The organism is Paenibacillus sp. ov031 (genome assembly GCF_900143165.1).
Classification (GTDB): Bacteria; Bacillota; Bacilli; order Paenibacillales; family Paenibacillaceae; genus Paenibacillus; species Paenibacillus marchantiae.
Window position 1 is genome coordinate 271,895 of the sequence record NZ_FRDO01000008.1, and the last position, 18,496, is coordinate 290,390.

Annotated in this window: 19 protein-coding genes; 6 read left to right on the plus strand and 13 right to left on the minus strand. The window is 45.8% G+C overall.

All coding sequences use genetic code 11. The features are described from left to right. Window positions 1-524: 524 nt before the first annotated feature. Both ylbJ and BUA17_RS26645 read left to right on the plus strand, forming a co-directional pair. On the plus strand, window positions 525-1,778 hold the full coding sequence (ylbJ, locus tag BUA17_RS26640; RefSeq protein ID WP_072735505.1) for a sporulation integral membrane protein YlbJ: 1,254 nt from the start codon (window positions 525-527) through the stop codon (window positions 1,776-1,778). 104 nt (window positions 1,779-1,882) lie between these two features. Continuing rightward, on the plus strand, window positions 1,883-2,686 hold the full coding sequence (locus tag BUA17_RS26645) for an NAD kinase (RefSeq protein WP_024634403.1): 804 nt from the start codon (window positions 1,883-1,885) through the stop codon (window positions 2,684-2,686). A gap of 29 nt (window positions 2,687-2,715) precedes the next feature. Here the strand turns inward: BUA17_RS26645 and BUA17_RS26650 are convergent, their stop codons facing one another. Both BUA17_RS26650 and lipA read right to left on the minus strand, forming a co-directional pair. Further along, window positions 2,716-3,117: a YutD family protein gene (locus tag BUA17_RS26650; RefSeq protein WP_240321485.1), complete on the minus strand. Its 402-nt coding sequence runs from the start codon at window positions 3,115-3,117 to the stop codon at window positions 2,716-2,718. Then, window positions 3,114-4,013: a lipoyl synthase gene (lipA, locus tag BUA17_RS26655; protein WP_063566146.1), complete on the minus strand. Its 900-nt coding sequence runs from the start codon at window positions 4,011-4,013 to the stop codon at window positions 3,114-3,116. Before lipA ends, BUA17_RS26650 begins: the two co-directional genes overlap by 4 nt. Window positions 4,014-4,216: 203 nt before the next feature. On the opposite strand from lipA, the gene BUA17_RS26660 reads away from it, so the two are divergent. Next, the gene (locus BUA17_RS26660; protein ID WP_072735506.1) at window positions 4,217-5,287 is read left to right on the plus strand and encodes a M23 family metallopeptidase; all 1,071 of its coding nucleotides are present in this window, start codon (window positions 4,217-4,219) and stop codon (window positions 5,285-5,287) included. A gap of 122 nt (window positions 5,288-5,409) precedes the next feature. Here BUA17_RS26660 and yunB read toward each other — a convergent pair whose 3' ends face one another. From yunB to zwf, 4 genes are all read right to left on the minus strand, one after another. Then, the gene (yunB, locus tag BUA17_RS26665; RefSeq protein ID WP_063566148.1) at window positions 5,410-6,285 is read right to left on the minus strand and encodes a sporulation protein YunB; all 876 of its coding nucleotides are present in this window, start codon (window positions 6,283-6,285) and stop codon (window positions 5,410-5,412) included. A gap of 206 nt (window positions 6,286-6,491) precedes the next feature. After that, entirely contained in the window at window positions 6,492-7,136 is a 645-nt protein-coding gene (gene fsa, locus BUA17_RS26670) for a fructose-6-phosphate aldolase (protein ID WP_072735507.1), read from the minus strand. 87 nt (window positions 7,137-7,223) lie between these two features. Next, window positions 7,224-8,117 carry a phosphogluconate dehydrogenase (NAD(+)-dependent, decarboxylating) gene (gene gnd / locus BUA17_RS26675; protein ID WP_063566149.1) on the minus strand — a complete coding sequence of 298 codons (894 nt, stop codon included), beginning with the start codon at window positions 8,115-8,117 and terminating at the stop codon, window positions 7,224-7,226. A 441-nt stretch (window positions 8,118-8,558) separates the two neighbouring features. Beyond that, window positions 8,559-10,013 (minus strand): glucose-6-phosphate dehydrogenase, encoded by a 1,455-nt coding sequence (zwf, locus tag BUA17_RS26680; protein ID WP_072735508.1) that lies wholly within the window; start codon window positions 10,011-10,013, stop codon window positions 8,559-8,561. Window positions 10,014-10,427: 414 nt separating this feature from the next. On the opposite strand from zwf, the gene BUA17_RS26685 reads away from it, so the two are divergent. After that, complete coding sequence (locus BUA17_RS26685) at window positions 10,428-10,748, plus strand: winged helix-turn-helix transcriptional regulator (protein ID WP_063566151.1); 321 nt, start codon at window positions 10,428-10,430, stop codon at window positions 10,746-10,748. 165 nt (window positions 10,749-10,913) lie between these two features. Here BUA17_RS26685 and BUA17_RS26690 read toward each other — a convergent pair whose 3' ends face one another. Further along, window positions 10,914-11,336: a helix-turn-helix domain-containing protein gene (locus BUA17_RS26690; protein WP_211754063.1), complete on the minus strand. Its 423-nt coding sequence runs from the start codon at window positions 11,334-11,336 to the stop codon at window positions 10,914-10,916. A gap of 88 nt (window positions 11,337-11,424) precedes the next feature. Next, complete coding sequence (locus BUA17_RS26695; protein ID WP_072735510.1) at window positions 11,425-11,787, minus strand: AraC family ligand binding domain-containing protein; 363 nt, start codon at window positions 11,785-11,787, stop codon at window positions 11,425-11,427. Between the two features lie 142 nt (window positions 11,788-11,929). On the opposite strand from BUA17_RS26695, the gene BUA17_RS26700 reads away from it, so the two are divergent. Further along, window positions 11,930-13,057 carry a glycoside hydrolase family 88 protein gene (locus tag BUA17_RS26700; RefSeq protein WP_072735511.1) on the plus strand — a complete coding sequence of 376 codons (1,128 nt, stop codon included), beginning with the start codon at window positions 11,930-11,932 and terminating at the stop codon, window positions 13,055-13,057. Window positions 13,058-13,142: 85 nt separating this feature from the next. On the opposite strand, the gene BUA17_RS26705 is transcribed toward BUA17_RS26700, so the two are convergent. Then, a complete protein-coding gene (locus BUA17_RS26705) occupies window positions 13,143-14,300 on the minus strand; it encodes a Gfo/Idh/MocA family protein (RefSeq protein WP_072735512.1) in 1,158 nt (385 codons plus the stop codon). Between the two features lie 112 nt (window positions 14,301-14,412). Here BUA17_RS26705 and BUA17_RS26710 point away from each other — a divergent pair, with 112 nt between their 5' ends. Next, a complete protein-coding gene (locus BUA17_RS26710) occupies window positions 14,413-15,279 on the plus strand; it encodes an AraC family transcriptional regulator (protein ID WP_063566155.1) in 867 nt (288 codons plus the stop codon). Window positions 15,280-15,370: 91 nt separating this feature from the next. On the opposite strand, the gene BUA17_RS26715 is transcribed toward BUA17_RS26710, so the two are convergent. The 4 genes from BUA17_RS26715 to BUA17_RS26730 all read right to left on the minus strand — a co-directional run bounded on the left by BUA17_RS26715 (window position 15,371) and on the right by BUA17_RS26730 (window position 18,433). Then, window positions 15,371-16,132: a DUF3600 domain-containing protein gene (locus BUA17_RS26715; protein ID WP_072735513.1), complete on the minus strand. Its 762-nt coding sequence runs from the start codon at window positions 16,130-16,132 to the stop codon at window positions 15,371-15,373. Then, entirely contained in the window at window positions 16,119-16,706 is a 588-nt protein-coding gene (locus tag BUA17_RS26720) for a sigma-70 family RNA polymerase sigma factor (RefSeq protein ID WP_063566157.1), read from the minus strand. The genes BUA17_RS26715 and BUA17_RS26720 overlap by 14 nt, the downstream gene beginning before the upstream one ends. A 174-nt stretch (window positions 16,707-16,880) precedes the next feature. Next, the gene (locus tag BUA17_RS26725; protein WP_072735514.1) at window positions 16,881-17,669 is read right to left on the minus strand and encodes a TrmH family RNA methyltransferase; all 789 of its coding nucleotides are present in this window, start codon (window positions 17,667-17,669) and stop codon (window positions 16,881-16,883) included. A gap of 101 nt (window positions 17,670-17,770) precedes the next feature. Next, complete coding sequence (locus tag BUA17_RS26730) at window positions 17,771-18,433, minus strand: potassium channel family protein (protein WP_064635682.1); 663 nt, start codon at window positions 18,431-18,433, stop codon at window positions 17,771-17,773. Window positions 18,434-18,496 lie beyond the last annotated feature (63 nt).

Below are 18,496 nucleotides of genomic sequence, written 5' to 3' on the forward strand. Positions count from 1 at the left end.
ATATTACACTCCCATGCTTAATTATGAAAGGAGATTGAAGAACAAGGCCACGAACGCCTTTATCTTCATTCTATCAAAAAAATCCCAAAAGTCCTATATAACATGAAAGGATTATGGTCCCACATAGCCATGACTCATACAGGTCTATCTCGTGCTGAAGGCACAAAAAAAGCGCCAAACAAGAGGTTTGGCGCACCAGATATTTCATTAATAACTTCGCCAGTCCTCTTCTTCAGAGCGCACAAGCGAGGCACGTATAACATAAACAAAAGCACAAACCAGGATTCCGGTGACAAGACTCATAATCATCACTCCATCCGATTTAATTCCACCTTCAAGGTAATTAGGTGACGTTCAGGCGTTTTTATCATTTTAGCATACATCTCCTAAAAACACAGCCACTTTTGCAAGCGCTTTCTAAACATTAATTTGTACTGTTTGTCCGCTTTGTCTCATATATTGATGGCAAAAGCACCTGCGTTCTGCTGCACACTGACCATTCCAAAAATAAAGGAGAAGAATTCATGGCCGCTTCACAACGAATCACCCATGTCCTGATCCCACTAGCTCTCCTGATCCTGTGTGTGTTGATGGTGCTGTTTCCTGCGGAAACCTGGCATGCAGGTGTACGTGGACTATCCATTTGGTGGGACGTGCTGTTTCCCTCCCTTTTTCCCTTTCTGGTGCTCTCCGAGCTGCTTCTTGGCTTCGGCATTGTTCATTTTTTGGGTACACTCTTAAATCCATTGATGCGTCCGCTATTTCGCGTTCCCGGAAGCGGCGGCTTTGTGTTTGCCGTCAGTTGCGCCTCCGGTTATCCCACTGGAGCCAAATTGACTGCACAATTGTGGGAACAAAAATTGCTTACTCGGGAAGAAGGTGAACGCCTCGTTGCTTTCACCACATCATCCGATCCCATCTTCATGATTGGAGCCGTATCGGTCGGTTTTTTTCATAATGTAGCTATTGCTCCCATACTGGTCACATCACATTATGGTGCTGCATTTCTTGTGGGCCTGCTCATGCGGTTCCATGGCGGCATCTCCGCAAAGGATAAACAGCCGAACAACAACTCTCCCTCCGACTCTGAGGAGGTACACAAAAACAGACTGCTCCGAGCCATTTATGCCATGCACGAGGCAAGAAAGGCTGATGGACGGGCATTTGGTGAATTGCTGCGCCAGGCAGTCTCCTCATCCCTTCGCCTTATTATTATCGTAGGAGGGTTAGTTGTATTCTTCTCCGTTATGATGGAATTACTCGTTCAAACTGGATGGCTAGGCGGGTTATACGCCATTACGGAACAACTGCTTTTATATACAGGATTCCCCCCTGCCTTATCCCACAGCCTCGTAGGCGGATTATTTGAAGTCACTTTGGGAGCTAAAGAAGCAGGAGGGGCGGGCATATCCATTCCGCTCGTGTACAAAGCTGCTGCTGTTGCATTTGTCCTCTCCTGGGGAGGATTATCCGTTCATGCCCAGATCATGAGTGTCCTGAGCAACACACCCATGAGATATGGCCCCTTTCTGTTTGCCAGAGCAATCCATGCTCTCATTGCACCCATACTTGTACTTTTGTTATGGATGCCGATGATGGGTGATTCGGAATGGCCTGTTTTGTTCCAAACCGGTGCCAAATCAGAATTATTTTCGTATACACCAGACTGGGGACAGATCTTTTTTTCGGGAGTAGGTGTACTTGGAGGCGTATTACTTTTCCTGCTGATACTTTCTCTACTAAGTCCCTTTTTCTTACCTCGACGTATAAAAAAATAAGCCCTCCTGTGCGTTTATATACAACTGAATATCAATCCAACGTTGTGTTCTTCCCTGGAATTGATTATCATCGGTAGTATAATGACCACAAAGGAGCTTTCATCTTGAGATACTATGTTCAAGACCGCGGAGACCAGTTATCGATTGATCTCAGTCAGCAGTTTCATGCGCTGGCAAAAGAGGAAGGGTTTAAGCTGGATGCAGAATCGCCGGAGATTGTCATCTCCATCGGAGGCGATGGTACGATGCTGCAAGCATTTCACAATTTCATCGACCGCATCCCGGACATTGCTTTTGTTGGGGTTCATACAGGCCATCTCGGCTTTTATGCCGATTGGAAGAAGGAAGAATTACGTGAATTGGTTCGATTGATGAGCGGCAAAGGCGACCCGGAACGACTCAAACCACGAATTGTGGAGTATCCACTGCTGGAGCTTGAGATTCGTAAAAAGTCGGGCAATACCTCTTATATCGCACTGAACGAATTTACGTTAAAAGGTGTAGACGGTACAGTCGTTGCTCAGGTCGACATTAATGACGTGACGTTTGAGATGTTCCGGGGAGACGGTATCTGTGTATCAACACCTTCAGGCAGTACGGCATACAACAAGGCGCTTGGCGGCGCTATGGTGCATCCCACAATCGAGGCTATTCAGATCGCCGAGATTGCTTCGATTAATAACCGCGTCTATCGGACGCTGGGTTCACCGGTTATTTTGCCCAAGCATCATCACTGTGATATTTTCTCACGCAAGGATCAGCGGTTACTGCTTACCATTGACCACGTAAACGTTATGGTGGAAGATCTCATATCCGTACGCTGCCAGGTGGCCCGTCACAAGGTCAGTTTTGCCCGTTTCCGGCCCTATCCGTTTTGGAACAGAGTTCGCACAGCTTTTTTGGACTAAAATATACGCAACAAAAAAAGCGGTCCTTCTCAGGAACCGCTTTTTGCTTTGGCTTGAGGCTGATCTTTGCTCTTCTGAAGCACAAAGTATGCACATCCAAAGTTGCAATATTCATTGATATAGTCCACCATGCTGGAGATCGTGGAATCCTTCGTTGCTTTGGGATGGTTGTCCCGGTAAAAACCTTTCAACCGCAGCTGGCTGTAACCCCAGTCCCCAATAATGTAATCGTACCGCTCCAGCACTTCGCTGTAACGGTCACGGAAGACTTCAGGATTCCAGCCTTCTTTGTGGTTTTGTACGATTTCATAATTCTTTCCGCCGATTTGAACAATAACCGGTTCTTGAGGTTTGTCCTGAGCCGATTCTTGGGCTAATTCCTGAACCTGTTCTGTGCTATTATCTTCTTCCAATCCGGTATCCTCCATCATGCGTGTGTTGCCGCCTGTTCAGCATGTTTTGTAGCAGATTTTACCTGTTCGTGCGCACGGTAAGAACTACGTACCATCGGTGCAGATTCAACGTGGCTGAATCCACGCTTTAGTCCTTCCTGCTTCAATGCTGCGAACTCTTCTGGCGGATAGTACTTCTCCACAAACAGATGTTTCTCTGATGGCTGCAGGTATTGACCAATCGTCATAATATCACAATCCACAGCTCGCAAATCATCCATCGTTTGCAGAATTTCATGATATTCTTCCCCCACACCAAGCATGATGCTCGATTTCGTCGGGATATTTGGCTGCATTTCCTTGGCACGAGCAAGCAGTTCGAGTGAACGCTTGTATTTCGCCTTGGCACGGACTCTGTCCGATAGCCGCTCTACTGTCTCAATGTTATGATTCAAGATGTCCGGTTTGACATCCATCACAATCTGCAAGGAATCCCGGTCACCCAAAAAGTCCGGAATCAGCACTTCTACGCTACATAAAGGCAAACGACGACGAACGGCCTTCACCGTCTCCGCAAAGATCGTCGCTCCTCCATCCTTCAGGTCGTCACGCGCCACGCTCGTAATTACGCAGTGCTGCAGATTCATCTGTTCTGCCGCTTCTGCCACGCGTTCTGGTTCCTGCAAATCAAGTTCCGTTGGCAAGCCGGTATTTACCGCGCAAAAACGGCATGCCCGTGTGCAAATGTCGCCCAAAATCATAAAAGTAGCCGTCCGATTAGCCCAACATTCGTAAATATTCGGGCACCGTGCTTCCTCACATACTGTATGCAGCGTTTTGGAACGCATCATCGTTTTCATTTCCTGATAGTTATCGCCGGTTGTCAATTTGATCCGAATCCAGTCCGGTTTCGGTTCTTTAACACGTTTAGCCAATGCATAAACCTTCTTTCTACTGAAGTTAGGCTGTTGCTCGGAACATATTATACCATGAAAGCGCTGGAAAAACCCCCATTTGTCACATCTTGTGCATTCATGTCTTACATGGATAAAATGAAGACTTTTGAAGAACGCTAGGTTATAGCTTGGTTCACCGGGCACCATGTGCATCATCTCATTGGAAAGGGGGCTGCTTCCCTGTGCAAGATCGCTTTACATCGCGGTTAACTTATTCCTTTTGGATCAAAACATTGCTTGCAGGCACACTGCTTCTCCCATTCTTGCCTGTTGATGTTTACGGTGAACCCACCGCCGCTGATTCCAAACCTCAGGCTGTAGAGCAAAAACCAGCGGACATTTTCGCCTCGCGCCGACATCTATATGAAAGCATTGGTCAGATGACCCAAATTCCCTGGTACAGGCTCGCAGCGATTGATCAATATGAACGAACCATCTCGCGTGCTCATCCGAAAGATCGTAAACATCCGGAACGGCTGACCGGCATATTCATGACCTCCCCAGCCTGGAGAGGCTGGCTAAATCCGAATGAAACGGATCAACAACCGGGTTCCATTGCTTTTTTCAATGGATATGGTCGTGACGGTTCTGGTGATGGCGTAGCAGATGCTAATAATGACCTGGACGTACTTTACAGCATGGCTTCCATTGTTCAGAATTATGGGAACAAGCCGGAGGACTTCAACATCGCTCTGTGGGAATATTATCATAACTCCCGAGCTGTGCAGCGCATTCAGCAATTCGCGAAATTATATGAGCATTTTGACAGCCTTGATCTCTTTGGTCACGCCTTTCCCGTCCCTCTCGGAACCAACTATTCATATCGCAGCACCTGGGGAACCAAACGCAGTTGGGGTGGGTACCGTATTCATGAAGGCACGGATATTTTTGCACCGCATGGCCTGCCTGTGCGCAGTACCTGTTACGGTGTCGTGGAAATCAAAGGCTGGAATCCGTTTGGCGGCTGGCGTATCGGTATTCGTGATCTGAACAACCATTACCACTATTACGCTCATCTATCCGGCTTCGACAAAAACGCCCATATCGGCGAAGTGGTTACCCCTGGTCAGGTTTTGGGCTGGGTGGGCAGTTCAGGGTATGGAAAACCAGGTACACAAGGTAAGTTTCCTCCTCATCTGCACTATGGCATCTATCGTGATAGCGGACTGAATGAATGGTCGTTCGACCCTTACCCGAATCTGAAGCATTGGGAGCAGGAAGAACGCAAACAGAAGAAAGCCAAAAGCAAATGAGGCAAAATGAGGTTGGAATAAAGGATAAAAAGTATCTACTTAGTATTCAGATGAATTTTAATACAAAGCGGGACCTCTATCTTAGGGGCCCCGTTTTGTATTCGATATTTACCTTTGATTCATTAGTGGTTCACATCCACGTCAAGCTGTAATCCCTCATTGGGATCAGACAAATCCGGCTCAACCTCCAAACCATTTCCGTTCAAACCGTTTGCTGGAGCCTGTTGCTGATTGGGAGAGGTTGAATTAGGCGTTCCTCCATGACCACTCGAAACACCCGTCTGACCCGATGGAAGTGCGATCGCAGGTGCATTGCTTCCGTTGCTGCCTACTGGTTTGCCCTGATTATCGTAGTAGTACATCGGCACATCCCCGACCACCAATAGGTAAGATATCGGAATTTCCGTATCGACGGTCTCGGGTTCCATGTCAAAGGGCACCACTACCGCGACTTCGGCAATGATGTGAATGTACACTTCCACCAGAATCATGTTTATACCGGCGTTCTGCTGACGGGTGTTCAGATCCACCTTGACGGCACCCTGAGGCTCAATACGAACCGGTATACTTGGACCAAAGGATGCCAGTACCGGACTGCCCAACGCCTGCCCCAGCGGAATTTTTTCTTTTAACATATGCACATTCTGCAAAGTGGATTGCACGATGTTCATCGTACTCGCAGTGATCCGCATATGCTCGTCGTAATTCAGCATGAATCCGGACACTTTCCCAGCCGTATCGGTTTTCCAGTCAATCAATCCTTCGGTGGATTTGCCTTCGGAAACCTGCGCTGTAATCGCCTTGTTGATCGCTTCCGTTGCAATCTGCTTTACTCTGATTTTGGCCAGATGCATAATGGGTGGTTTCATTTTCTTATCCACATAGGCAAAACCCTGCATCAAACAAAACGCTGTTACCAATAAAATAATCAACCACATTTTGCGCCTGCCACTTGGCGGCTTGCGGCGTCTTCGGCTTCGCCATCGTCTTCTCATCATCGGGCGTCCCTCCCCTGCGGGATGAGCTATAGGCTATATACTATCCTTATGCATTGTTGTCCCGAAAAAGAAGGACAGCACCTGCTCGTACGGGGATATCATCACTTACAACTAAAAAAGCCTTCCACCAGCAGATTTTGTCTGCATGACGGAAGGCTTTTTAATGGAATATGGCTCTGAGGAATCAGATCCCTGTCCACATTTTATTATTTCGGAACGGACTCCCAATCTTTCAGGAAGCGCTCAATGCCGCTGTCTGTCAGCGGGTGTTTCCACAATGTTGGCAGGAGCGAACCCGGAATGGTCGCGATATGCGCACCAGAAAGAGCTGCATCCTCGACATGTTTGATATTACGGATGCTTGCTGCAATAATTTCGGAAGGCAAATCATACGTATCCAGAATGAGACGCAGATCGCGAATCAGCTTCATGCCATCCACCGCAATATCATCCAGACGGCCAACAAATGGACTGATGTATGTTGCGCCAGCTTTTGCCGCCATCAGACCCTGTGCTGCAGAGAAGATCAGCGTTACATTGGTTTTAATTCCTTTTTGGGTCAGTTCATGACAAGCATAGAGTCCATCTTCGGTCATCGGTAGTTTAATCACTACATTCGGTGCCCATTCTGCAATTTCATAAGCTTCCTTCAACATATCCCCGGCTTTAAGTCCGATCACTTCAGCACTGACCGGGCCTTTAACAACGCCACAGATCTCCTGAATCACTTCTTTAAATACGCGACCTTCTTTGGCAATCAAAGACGGGTTGGTCGTGACTCCATCCACCAGACCCAGACGTTCGATCCGTTTGATTTCTTCAACATTACCTGTATCTAAGAAAAATTTCATGATATGTTCCCTCCACTTGATGAATTTTATAAACAACTATACTCATCATTACCCGATTATCCGTATATGTTAACAGTTATATATGAATTAATTTTTTTCTACAGCGTGACCGCCAAATTCATTACGCAATGCTGCAACAACTTTACCTGTGAACGTGTCTGTTTCCAGGGAGCGGTAACGCATCAACAGGGACAACGCGATAACTGGCGTAGCAGTTTGTAGATCAAATGCTGTTTCAACTGTCCAACGTCCTTCACCGGAAGAATGCATAACCCCTTTGATTTCGTCCAGGTTAGCATCTTTGGAGAATGCACGCTCTGTCAATTCCATCAACCAAGAACGAATAACGGAACCGTTGTTCCATACGCGAGCAACTTGTTCGAAGTCGAAATCGAAGCCGCTTTTCTCCAATACGTCGAAGCCTTCACCGATGGAAGCCATCATACCGTACTCGATACCGTTGTGAACCATTTTCAGGAAGTGACCGCTACCTGCTTTACCTGCATACAGGTAACCATTTTCAACGGAAGTATCCTTGAACGCAGGCTCAACTACTGCCCAAGCTTCAGGATCGCCACCGATCATGTAACATGCGCCATTACGCGCGCCTTCCATACCGCCGGATGTACCAGCATCCATGTAGTGAATGCCTTTAGGTTTCATTTCTTCGTAACGACGGATGGACTCTTTGTAGTGCGAGTTACCCGCTTCGATGATGATGTCGCCTTTGGACAACAGTGGGCTCACTTCAGCCAGTACAGCGTCAACCACGTTGTGAGGAACCATGATCCACAATACACGTGGGGATTCAAGAGAAGCGACCATTTCTGCATAAGAAGATACGCCTGCTGCGCCGTATTCTTTCATTTCATTAACAGCTTCAGCGTTAAGGTCAAAAGCAACCACTTCATGTTTGTGGTCAATCAGGTTTCTACCCAGGTTCAATCCCATTTTACCTAATCCAATAAGTCCAAGTTTCATTGCTAAGTTCCTCCTGTTATGAACATTTCTAATTTTTATCTGGCCAATTCCAAAATAAGTGCTTAACCTTGGCGCAGTAGCCGTTCCTGTTACGAATCGTTCTTTCGATCGCTGTTGTCTCCAAATTTCCTTGATTAATAATGTTTATGGTTAAAATATTGAGACAAAGGCGAGGCATATGCTTCCGAAGTAGCTTTCTTTCAGAAAGCTTTTAGCTTCGCTTCTTCAGAATCGATTTCGTCCCCTACACTACTCGCGCGTAATTGTTACGAACTGATTTAGATTGAGCCAACTAATCTATATCAAAAATTTTCACGGCCTTCCGGGTATTACCGGAAGGACTTATGCAAAATTGGAACGGTGTAATTCATAAAAATTTGTATATTATCGAGCAGAATAGATAGTAGTGTTCTCTTCTCTGATGCTGCTCTTACAATACTTTTACCACCAACGGTAGCCGTTCTCTGCAATCAGACGATCTGCTGACTCCGGTCCTTGCGAACCTGCGCTGTACGTATCGAGTGGCACACTGCCCTCCTGGAATGCTTCCAAGATCGGCTGTACCCATTGCCAAGCCAGTTCAACTTCGTTCCAGTGAGCAAAGAATGTAGAATCTCCACGCATCGCGTCAAAGATCAGGTTTTCATAAGCTTCCGGAATGTTGCGTTCACCTGAGTTGAAGCTCATATGCATAGGTTCCACTTCGCCTTGGTTGAGTGGGTTTTTCGCATTTAATTGAAGCGAGATGCTTTCTTTCGGACCAATTTCAATCGTCAGCAAGTTAGGCTCTGTTGTATTTTCGGATTCATGACCTGTTTTCAGTGGAGCCTTGAATTCAACAACAATTCTGGTTGATTTCTCAGCCAGGCGTTTGCCTGTACGAATATAAAATGGAACTTCACTCCAGAATGGATCATCGATCCACAGTCTCGCCGCAACATATGTTTCATTCTGAGAACCAGCTGGAATGTCAGGCTCGTCCAGATATCCAACAACAGAAGTACCTTGCAGTTCGCCTGCTCCATATTGGGCACGAACGACTTCGGAAGCGATATTCTCTTTCGTCAATGGACGAAGAGCTTCAGCGATCTTCTGCTTTTTGAATTGAATTTCTTCTGGTGTGCAGCGTTTTGGCAAATGCAAACCAATCATCATCAGCAACTGAAGCATATGGTTTTGGAACATATCACGAAGGGCACCGCTTTGGTCATAATACGCGGCACGCTCTTCGACACCAACCGTTTCACTTGCTGTAATCTGTACATTTGCAATGTAACGATTGGACCACAAAGCCTGAATGACCGGATTCGCGTAAGTGAGGGTTTCAATATTTTGAACCATCGGTTTACCAAGGAAATGGTCAATACGGTAAATTTCTTCTTCCGCAAAAGTATTGCTCAATTTTTCGTTCAGATCACGAGCAGATTGCAAATCGTGTCCGAATGGTTTTTCGATGATGAGTTTCTTCCAGCCTTTGGCGTTACCCAAGCCGCTTTCTTGAATGTTCAGTGCGATTGGCTCAAAGAATTCCGGTGCAACCGACATGTAGAACATGCGATTCTCGGGAATATTGAGCTCTTGTTCACGTTTCTGAACCAGTTCCAGCAATTTGGTGTAATCTTCAAGCTTCGTATTATTTAAAGAACAATAACGGAAAGCACCAATAAAGTCGCGAACCTCAGCTTCTTCTTCCGGTGTTTGACGGGAGAAGGTATGCAATGACTTTTCGACATTCGCCTGGAAGTCAGCATCCGACAATTCACGCCGTCCAAGACCAATAACGGAGAAGGATTTCGGCATTTTCGAATCAATGTACAAATTATATAATGCAGGGTAAATCTTACGTTTGGCTAAATCGCCTGTTGCCCCGAAGAGGACAAATGTCATTGCGTCCATTGGAGTGCCTCCTGTGATCTGTGCAGTATAGTATATGATGATACAAAATGTTCAAATCCAAGCATGACAAAAGACGGAATTAGTGGGGGAGTTCCCCGCCTTACCTCCGCTTGTGTATCTGACCTGAATTAAACATGGAACATTCCTTCTCTCCACAACCTTAATCAAGGTTATAAATTGTAACCAATTGAATTGACGTTACCCATCTTACACCTGTCGTCACAATTCGTCAACAATCGTGTCCAACCTGTGAACACCAGTGTTTATAGGGTTTTTATTTAATGTTAACGCTTTATGTGGTAACATTAAGAACAATTGGTATGTGACATTTTACACATAGGGCTTGTGGACACTCAGGTTACAATAAGTATACTAATGCTATAATAAGCATAACTAAATCAAAGGAGTACTATTATGAGCGATGATGAGAATGCCAAGCAAATATGCGAAAAGGTGGAACAGTCTTATCAGATCATTGGCCGGAAATGGGTAGCCCTCATTATTCATACATTGATGGAAGAACCCAAACGATTCAGTGAAATTCACGCTTATATCCCGGACCTGAGCAAACGGGTACTTAATGAACGGATGAAGGAATTGGAGGAAGAGGGACTTGTCGTGCGTCACGTGGTTACGGAACGCCCTGTTCGGACAGAATATATGTTGTCCCGCAAAGGCACAGAGCTGGGGCGCGCATTAAGCTCCGTAGAACGATGGGCCGATAAGTGGCTTTAGCACGTACTTTTGAGGAAAGTATAGGTGTCTCATTCTATTTTAGAGAAGGAACTTATTTCACTTTTACTTACGACATATTGAGAATTTTAAAATAACGCTTTAAATTTCATCACGATAATGTGCTGACGCTACTTTTAATAACATCAGCAGTTACACTTATGTGATTTAATGTCTGCTGCTGCGTTCAAAATGCTGCCGATACTGTAGCGGAGTGGTTCCCGCCGACTTGCGAAATAATTGAATGAAATAAGATCCATTGGGAAATCCAGCTCGTCTGCCAATCTCTTCAACGGAAAGAGTTGTCGTTTCCAGCAGAAGATATGCCTGCTTGAGTCTTCGGGCTGTGACGTAGTCCGTAATACTGCTTCCTGTTTCTTGCTGAAAGATACGGGAAGCATAAGACTTGGATAAATGAATATCATTCGCCATATGATCCAGTCTGATTTCATCTATGTAGTGCTCTTCAATCCAATGCATCATCTTCTCCGCATGCCTTAATTGACGTGATTCGACCAAGTGTGGTTGACTCGCCTGTTCCCCGTCATTTTGTTGATCCAAAATATTCAATAGTTGTAGCAAAAACAGCACCGATTCCTCCCATTCTCCCCCAACCCGACTGCGTGACTGGTGATAACTTTTGTATATCCAATCCACCTGATCCATAGATGAACTTAGATCAAAAACCTGCTGTTGATTTCTTCCTTTCCATAACCTCGAAAAAAAAAGCACGGCGATGTGGGAACGCTCCCAAATATCGGTCCATTACAATGGGCTCTACATAGAAAATGTTCCTTTCATATGGTGTATCTGGATGAACCTCGGCATAGACGTGATGCAGCTGATATGGCTGAAAAAAGAAGAGCATTCCTTTACGAATGGGATAGGTATGATTATTCAATACCACAATGCCTTGCCCTTCATGGACATAGAGAATTTCCCCGCATTGATGCCAATGATAATATCCTTTGAATTCGTTTACCGATTTAATTTGATAATCCCATACCAAAGTATTTCCCTCAAAGTTCACAGGTTCAAACACTCTCGTTCCCCCTTCTTCACAAATGACAACAGAGCAACATTTCTTCATATCCTAACACAACTTTTAAGGTTTTTAAAAAGATATAATCTCCTTATAGGAAAGCGTTATCTTTATTTCTAATTAACCCTAAGGAGGTTATCTCATGGCCAAGGTAGAATCCGCCGTAACTACGACTTATTGGCAGGAAGTCATGCAGAAGCTCGAAAATAAATTGCCAGAGATGAAAAAAAACATTGGGGATAAATGTCCTCATTTTGCCGGTGATGATGGGAAGTATGATAACATCAATACCGATTGGTGGGTTTCAGGTTTCTGGCCGGGTATGCTGTGGATTATGTACGATATGACAGGAGAGGAAAGCTACCGGGATGCGGCATGGTCGTGGGATGAAACTTTGGAGCAATGGTTTATAAGATCAACAGGAGAGCTTCATCACGATGTTGGCTTCCAGTTTCTCTCTACTGCTGTTATCAAACATAAAATTATAGGTGATGAAGACGCTCTCAGACGTGGTCTGGAGGCAGCCAATTTCCTTGCAGGACGCTATAACCCGGCAGGCAAATTCATTCGTGCGTGGAATGAAGACAAATATGGCTGGGCCATCATTGATTGCATGCTGAATATCTCTTTGTTGTTCTGGGCTTCAGAAGTGACGGGAGATCCACGCTACAAACATATTGCCATTAGCCATGCCGAGACGACCATGCAGTACGGTGTTCGTGAAGACGGATCGACCAAACATATCCTTTCCTTTGACCCGGAGGATGGTCGTTATATTGAATGTTTTGGCGGGCAGGGATATGCTCCTGAATCCTCATGGAGTCGTGGTACCTCATGGGGGTTATACGGATTCGCTAATACGTATCGTTATACCCAGGATGAGCGTTTCCTGAACACAGCGAAACGAATCGCCCATTACTTTATTGCTGCGCTGCCAGAGGATCATGTACCTTACTGGGATTTCAGACTTCCGACTTTGGAGGATCAGTCCCGAGATAGCTCTGCAGCAGCAATCGCCGCATCCGGTCTGCTAGAACTGGCCGCCGCCGTTCCTGAAGGTGAAAAACGACTCTATGCCGATGCAGCCGAACAAATTCTGCGTTCCTTAACAGAGAACTATGCAGTCTGGGATCAGCCAGAGCATGAATCGATTCTGCTGCACGCCACAGGCAGCGGCAATTCCTTCATCGATGTCTCCCTGATCTATGGAGATTATTATTATCTGGAGGCCATCGCGAAGTTGAATGGATGGAAACATCGGGTGTATTGATTTTGTTTTGTGAGTAGGACTCCAATAAAATGAAGCCAGATCTCACAATATCTGTGGGACTGGCCTCTTTTCCATGTTTATTTAACTACGACTCCAACTTTCTCCCTAACGTAATATCCACATCCTCGAAGTTCTCCACGGCTGTCTTTTTTTCATAAAAATGCACCGCATTTTCCATAATCCCTTCCCTTGTATAGAAAGCATCCTCTGCCTCTAGTGGAAAAGTAACCTTCTCTCCCGTACTAGCTGATTTATAGATACCAACAATGAGTTCCAGTGTATTCCGACCACTCTTCCCATCCACCAGAAGCGGTGATTCTGTCTCAATGGCGTTTAGCACATTCTCTACTTGCCCGGTATGCCCCACATGAGTAACATCTGGTAATTCGTCAGCGAGTTTCTGAATCTGTTGTTCCAGATCTGGATTGGGTTCTGGGAATCCATTCGTTCGTGCCGTAGAAGCAACGACCTTCCAAGGCGCAGATACCCTGGCCTCTTTACCCTGAAAAATCAACTGCTGCTCCTCTCCGTGGTGTACCACGGAACTGGTGATCATACCAAGTGCTCCTTCTTGGAATCGAAGCATCGCCATGGAAATATCCTCTACTTCGGCATTATCGTGCGCCGTATTCGCCATCATGGCCTGTAATTCCACCGGAGGACCCATCATCCAAAGCATCGCATCAATATGATGGACCGCATGATTAAGTGTACAGCCACCGCCTTCTTTTTCCCATGTACCACGCCACCACAGATCATAATAATTATGGCCCCGCCACCAGAATGAATCAACCTGCACGTGGACAATGGGACCCATAAGTTTGCTGTCCAGCACATATTTCAGTTTCATCATCGGTGTCGTAAAACGATTTTGCGCCACAACTGAAAGCAGCTTACCACTCTTTTGCGCCGCTTCCAGCATCATATCCGCCTCTTGTAAAGAAGAGGCCATTGGTTTTTCGACAAGCACATGTGTACCTGCATGCAGAAAATCACATGTGATCGGTGCATGGGTATACGGTGGGGTACATACGGAAACCAAGTTAATGTTTTGATCCAGCAATTCATGATAATCGGTAAAAGCTCGTGCTCCTTTCAACCCATATTCGTTAATTTGTTTCTGTGCTTTTTCCGTGTACATATCCACCACAGCTACGATCTGACATCGTTTAGGAAATGCCAAATACGCTGTAATATGCGCTGCACTGATCGCGCCTGCTCCAATAATGGCTACTTTTAACATGAATGCATACCTCCCTTATTCCCTTCACAATACACAATAATAAAGCGCTTTTATGCGTTCATCTTGTGATAAAATGAAACTATATTGCGCTCTTGAAGGGGAGGCATTCCTAATGGCCATCATCACTGAGGATCAATTTAATCTGGCATGCCGTCGCACCTCCACCACTGCGTTCCGAGAGGTTTTTCACGCTCATTCACAGATGGAAATCACGTATATCCATGATGGATATGGACAGCTAATAACCGAGGGTCAGGCATTCTCCCTTGAACCGGGTACGCTGATGATATTCCGCCCTTTTCAGCTGCATCAGATCCAGATTCAAGTCACGAAAGAACATCCCTTTATCCGCAGCGTACTAATGTATGAGCAGCACCTGCTGAACCCGCACTCTCGGCAATTTGCCGTATCAAATCGTTTTACAATGGACCTTCTCGGGCAAACATCTCCGCTTCAACCGATTCGTCTTTCCCCTTCATCCCAAATGGTTCAGATGATTGAGCAATTTGCCGATATTCTACCTACATTACTTCCACATGAAGTGGAAGAGGATACACGAGTCTTTTTACTTGGACTGCTCGCACAACTTCGCTACCTTTGGAAAGACAGGCAGTATCCCAGCTCTACTACGCTCCCAACGAGTCCTCCCGCTCTGCATCCTCATGCTGAGGCTGTCATGCAGTGGATTGAAGAGCACTACAATGAACCGTTTCGTCTGGAGGATATCGCAGATACACTGCATCTCTCGCCTTATCATTTGTCCCATATATTTAAAAAAGCTACCGGTACCACCATCGTTGCTTACGCCCAAGCTACACGTATTCGTCATGCTTGTGTGTTACTCACAAGTACCACACATACTGTTCCGGAAATTGGCCACCGTGTAGGCATATCCAGCCCATCTTATTTTTGCAAAGTCTTCCGCAATGCAACAGGCACTACGCCACATCAATATCGGCTGAATATGCAACGCAGATAAGAAGATTATCTACAAAATCATTTCTACAAAATAAAAAAGGAGAAAAAGGAATAAAATACCTTTCGCTCCTCAGCCCCTAACACTACCTAAGCTACTCACCCGGTTTGCGTACATCCAGTCCCAACTTCTCCAAGAAGGGAAAAATCTGCTCACGTACCTGCTTCAGTTCTTCTTTCTGCTCCGCAGACAATCGTTCTTCATGCATGTTCCCATCCTGATCCATCACCATGGCTTCATATTGCTTCATCTGTTCATATAACGATTTGAACTCGGTAAACTGCTCCTTGGAAAACTTCGTCTCTGCCATTGCTAGCTGTTCCTTCCAAAATTGTTCCTGGTCCTTAGGTTCTTTTGGAGAGTCTGCACTTGCTGCTTCGAGCTTTTTAAAAAATGGTTCCAGTTCTGCAGTAAGACGATTAAATTCCGTCTGTTCTGTGACACCCCATTGCTCAGGATGCATCTCTCCCTGTTGATCCGCATTCTTCAAAGCCATTTGCCCCATTTGCTTCATCAGATCCATAAATTGAATGAATTCCTCTTCACTTAAATGTGCTTTGGCTGTCTGGAGCTTCTCTTCCAGTCTCATATAATCCTCCGATGTTCCACCCACCGCTGATATATTTTCCTGTGAACCATACATTTCGTTAGCCAAATAGGTATACCCCGCATAGGCTCCCGTAGGAATGATGAGCACAGCAGCCAGCAGCACAGTAACCAGCCATTTTTTCCGATGTCTTTTGAGATGTGATTCACTTCGTATAGCATTCATGATTTTATGTTTTGTTCTCTCAGGAATTGTCCAGTCTTTAGTCTCTTTCTGGTAGGCTGTTCGCAGCTGTTCATCGAGATTCATGTAAATCCTCCACCTTTCCCCGAATACCTAGGTCCAACTTCTGATTCTGCCTCAGCTTGGTTAATGCCGCATGAATACGCGATTTCACCGTTCCTAGCGGAATGCCCAATATGCATGAAATCTCTTCTTGTGTGTACTCGTTCAAATAGTGAAGAGTGATGGCCTGCTGCAGCTTGTATGGCAATCGGTGCACCTGTTCAAGCAGAGGGCGATTTGCCAGTTTGTTGATTAAGTCACCGGAAAAATCATATTCCAGCCCAGTATCAGACTTCTCCATCCGCTTGCTAAAACGAAATTGAGTCAATCGTCTGCGCCGGTAACTTCGAACCTGCCGCATCGTCACACCCATTAACCAGGGACGAAACGCTCTCTCCGAATCGTATCCCTCTAAGGACCGGTAGGCCTGAATATAAATTTCCTGTACCAGATCTTCCGCGTCAGATGAGTCACGAATCAGAAAACGCACAGTGCGATACACATCCTTCACCGTTTGCTCATATAACTCCCCGTATGCTTCGTAATCTCCAGCCCGGGTTAATTCCACAAGTTTTATGTACTTTTCTGCCTCACTCATTATCCATCCCCTTCCTCCTTACACTATATATTGGCATACCAGCTCCATATCGTTCGATTTATTTATTTCAACTTCTCCGACTATACAAAAAAAGCCTATTCCTCACTCATCGGTCGAGTAGGAATAAGCTTATATTTCTTACTTCATATGAACATGAAGTATATTATTCATGGGCTAAACCATCCGCTGCCTCATTGCCTCAAACAACAAGATCGTTGCCGCCATCGCGGCATTAAGCGACTCTGCCTGTCCCTGCATCGGAATCGTAATTGCATCGTCCACCAGTTGTGCAGTAGACTCCGATATGCCCTTGCCCTCATTACCGATCACAAGCCACACCGTTTGTGTAAAATCATAACTGTAGCACGAATACTCTGCCTGCAAAGACGTACTAACCAACTTTACACCCGCAGCTTTTGCTTCAGGCAGCAACGACTCCAACTGCCCTTCGACGATGGGTAAATGAAACAATGAGCCCATCGTCGAACGGATCGTTTTCGGATTATAGACATCGGCACAACCCGCACCGAGCACAACACCTGCCGCACCCGCTGCATCCGCACTGCGAATGATCGTCCCCACATTACCAGGGTCCTGAACATTGTCCAATACCACGACCAGCCCCTTGGAGGAAGACAACAAGCTTTGAAGCGGCTCACGACCTTTATGTACAACGGCAAAAACAGGTTGGGGGGTCATCGTATCCGTACACTTGGCGATAACCGCAGGGGATACACTGATCCATTCCACACGCTGAAGTGAAGCCTCCTGTCCAGCCAGTTCCTTGGGTACACCCTGCTCCCCATCGTAAACGATGCATTCCAGATCTGCCCCGGCACGCAGCGCTTCCTGTACGAGATGAATACCTTCAATAATATATTTATGTTGACGGGTACGGTGCTTTTTCTCCAGCAGCTGTGCCCATTCCTTCACACGTGTATTTTGCGGTGATACAATATCCATCTTTCCATCCTTCCCGTCTGCGGGATTTTTTATCAACATGTTACATGACGAATTGAAATTATCCGACCAAAGAATGTTCCATCATCCCATCATTATACTTATCACTTTGGATACGCAAGCTCCATTTTCGTCAAATGGTCTTTGTGACCAACAATGATCAGCACATCCCCGTCCGCAATCCGATCTTCCGCATACGGAGAGATATTCATCGAATTCCCACTGCGGATCGCCATCACGTTGCAACCGAAACGTGCACGAATATTTAGCTCCAGCAGATTTTTACCAATCATTTGCTCGGACGCTCTCATCTCCAAAATGCTGTAATCCTCAGATAACTCGATGTAATCGAGAATATTTGGAGATGTCAGATGATGGGCTACACGCAGTCCCATATCCCTCTCAGGATAAATTACCTTGTCCGCTCCGATCTTCTGCAATACTTTACCATGAAGCTCATTTTGTGCTTTTACAATCAGAACAGGTACACCCATATCCTTCAGAATAAGGGTCGTGAGAATACTCGACTGAATATCTTCACCAATCGCCACAACGACGACATCAAAATTCCGTATACCCAGCGCCCGCAGCGCTTCCTCATCCGTTGAATCTGCCGATACGGCATGAGTCACCACATTGGACATTTCCTGGGTTCGCTGCTCGTCCGCATCAATTGCCAATACGTCGAATCCCATGCCACTCAGGGCATTGGCTACACTTGATCCGAACCGCCCCATGCCAATGACGGCATATTGTTTTTTTGCCATTAGGGTCTAACCTCCCGCTGCACTTCAGCATTACGCATCTATTGGTAGTTCATTTTTCAATTA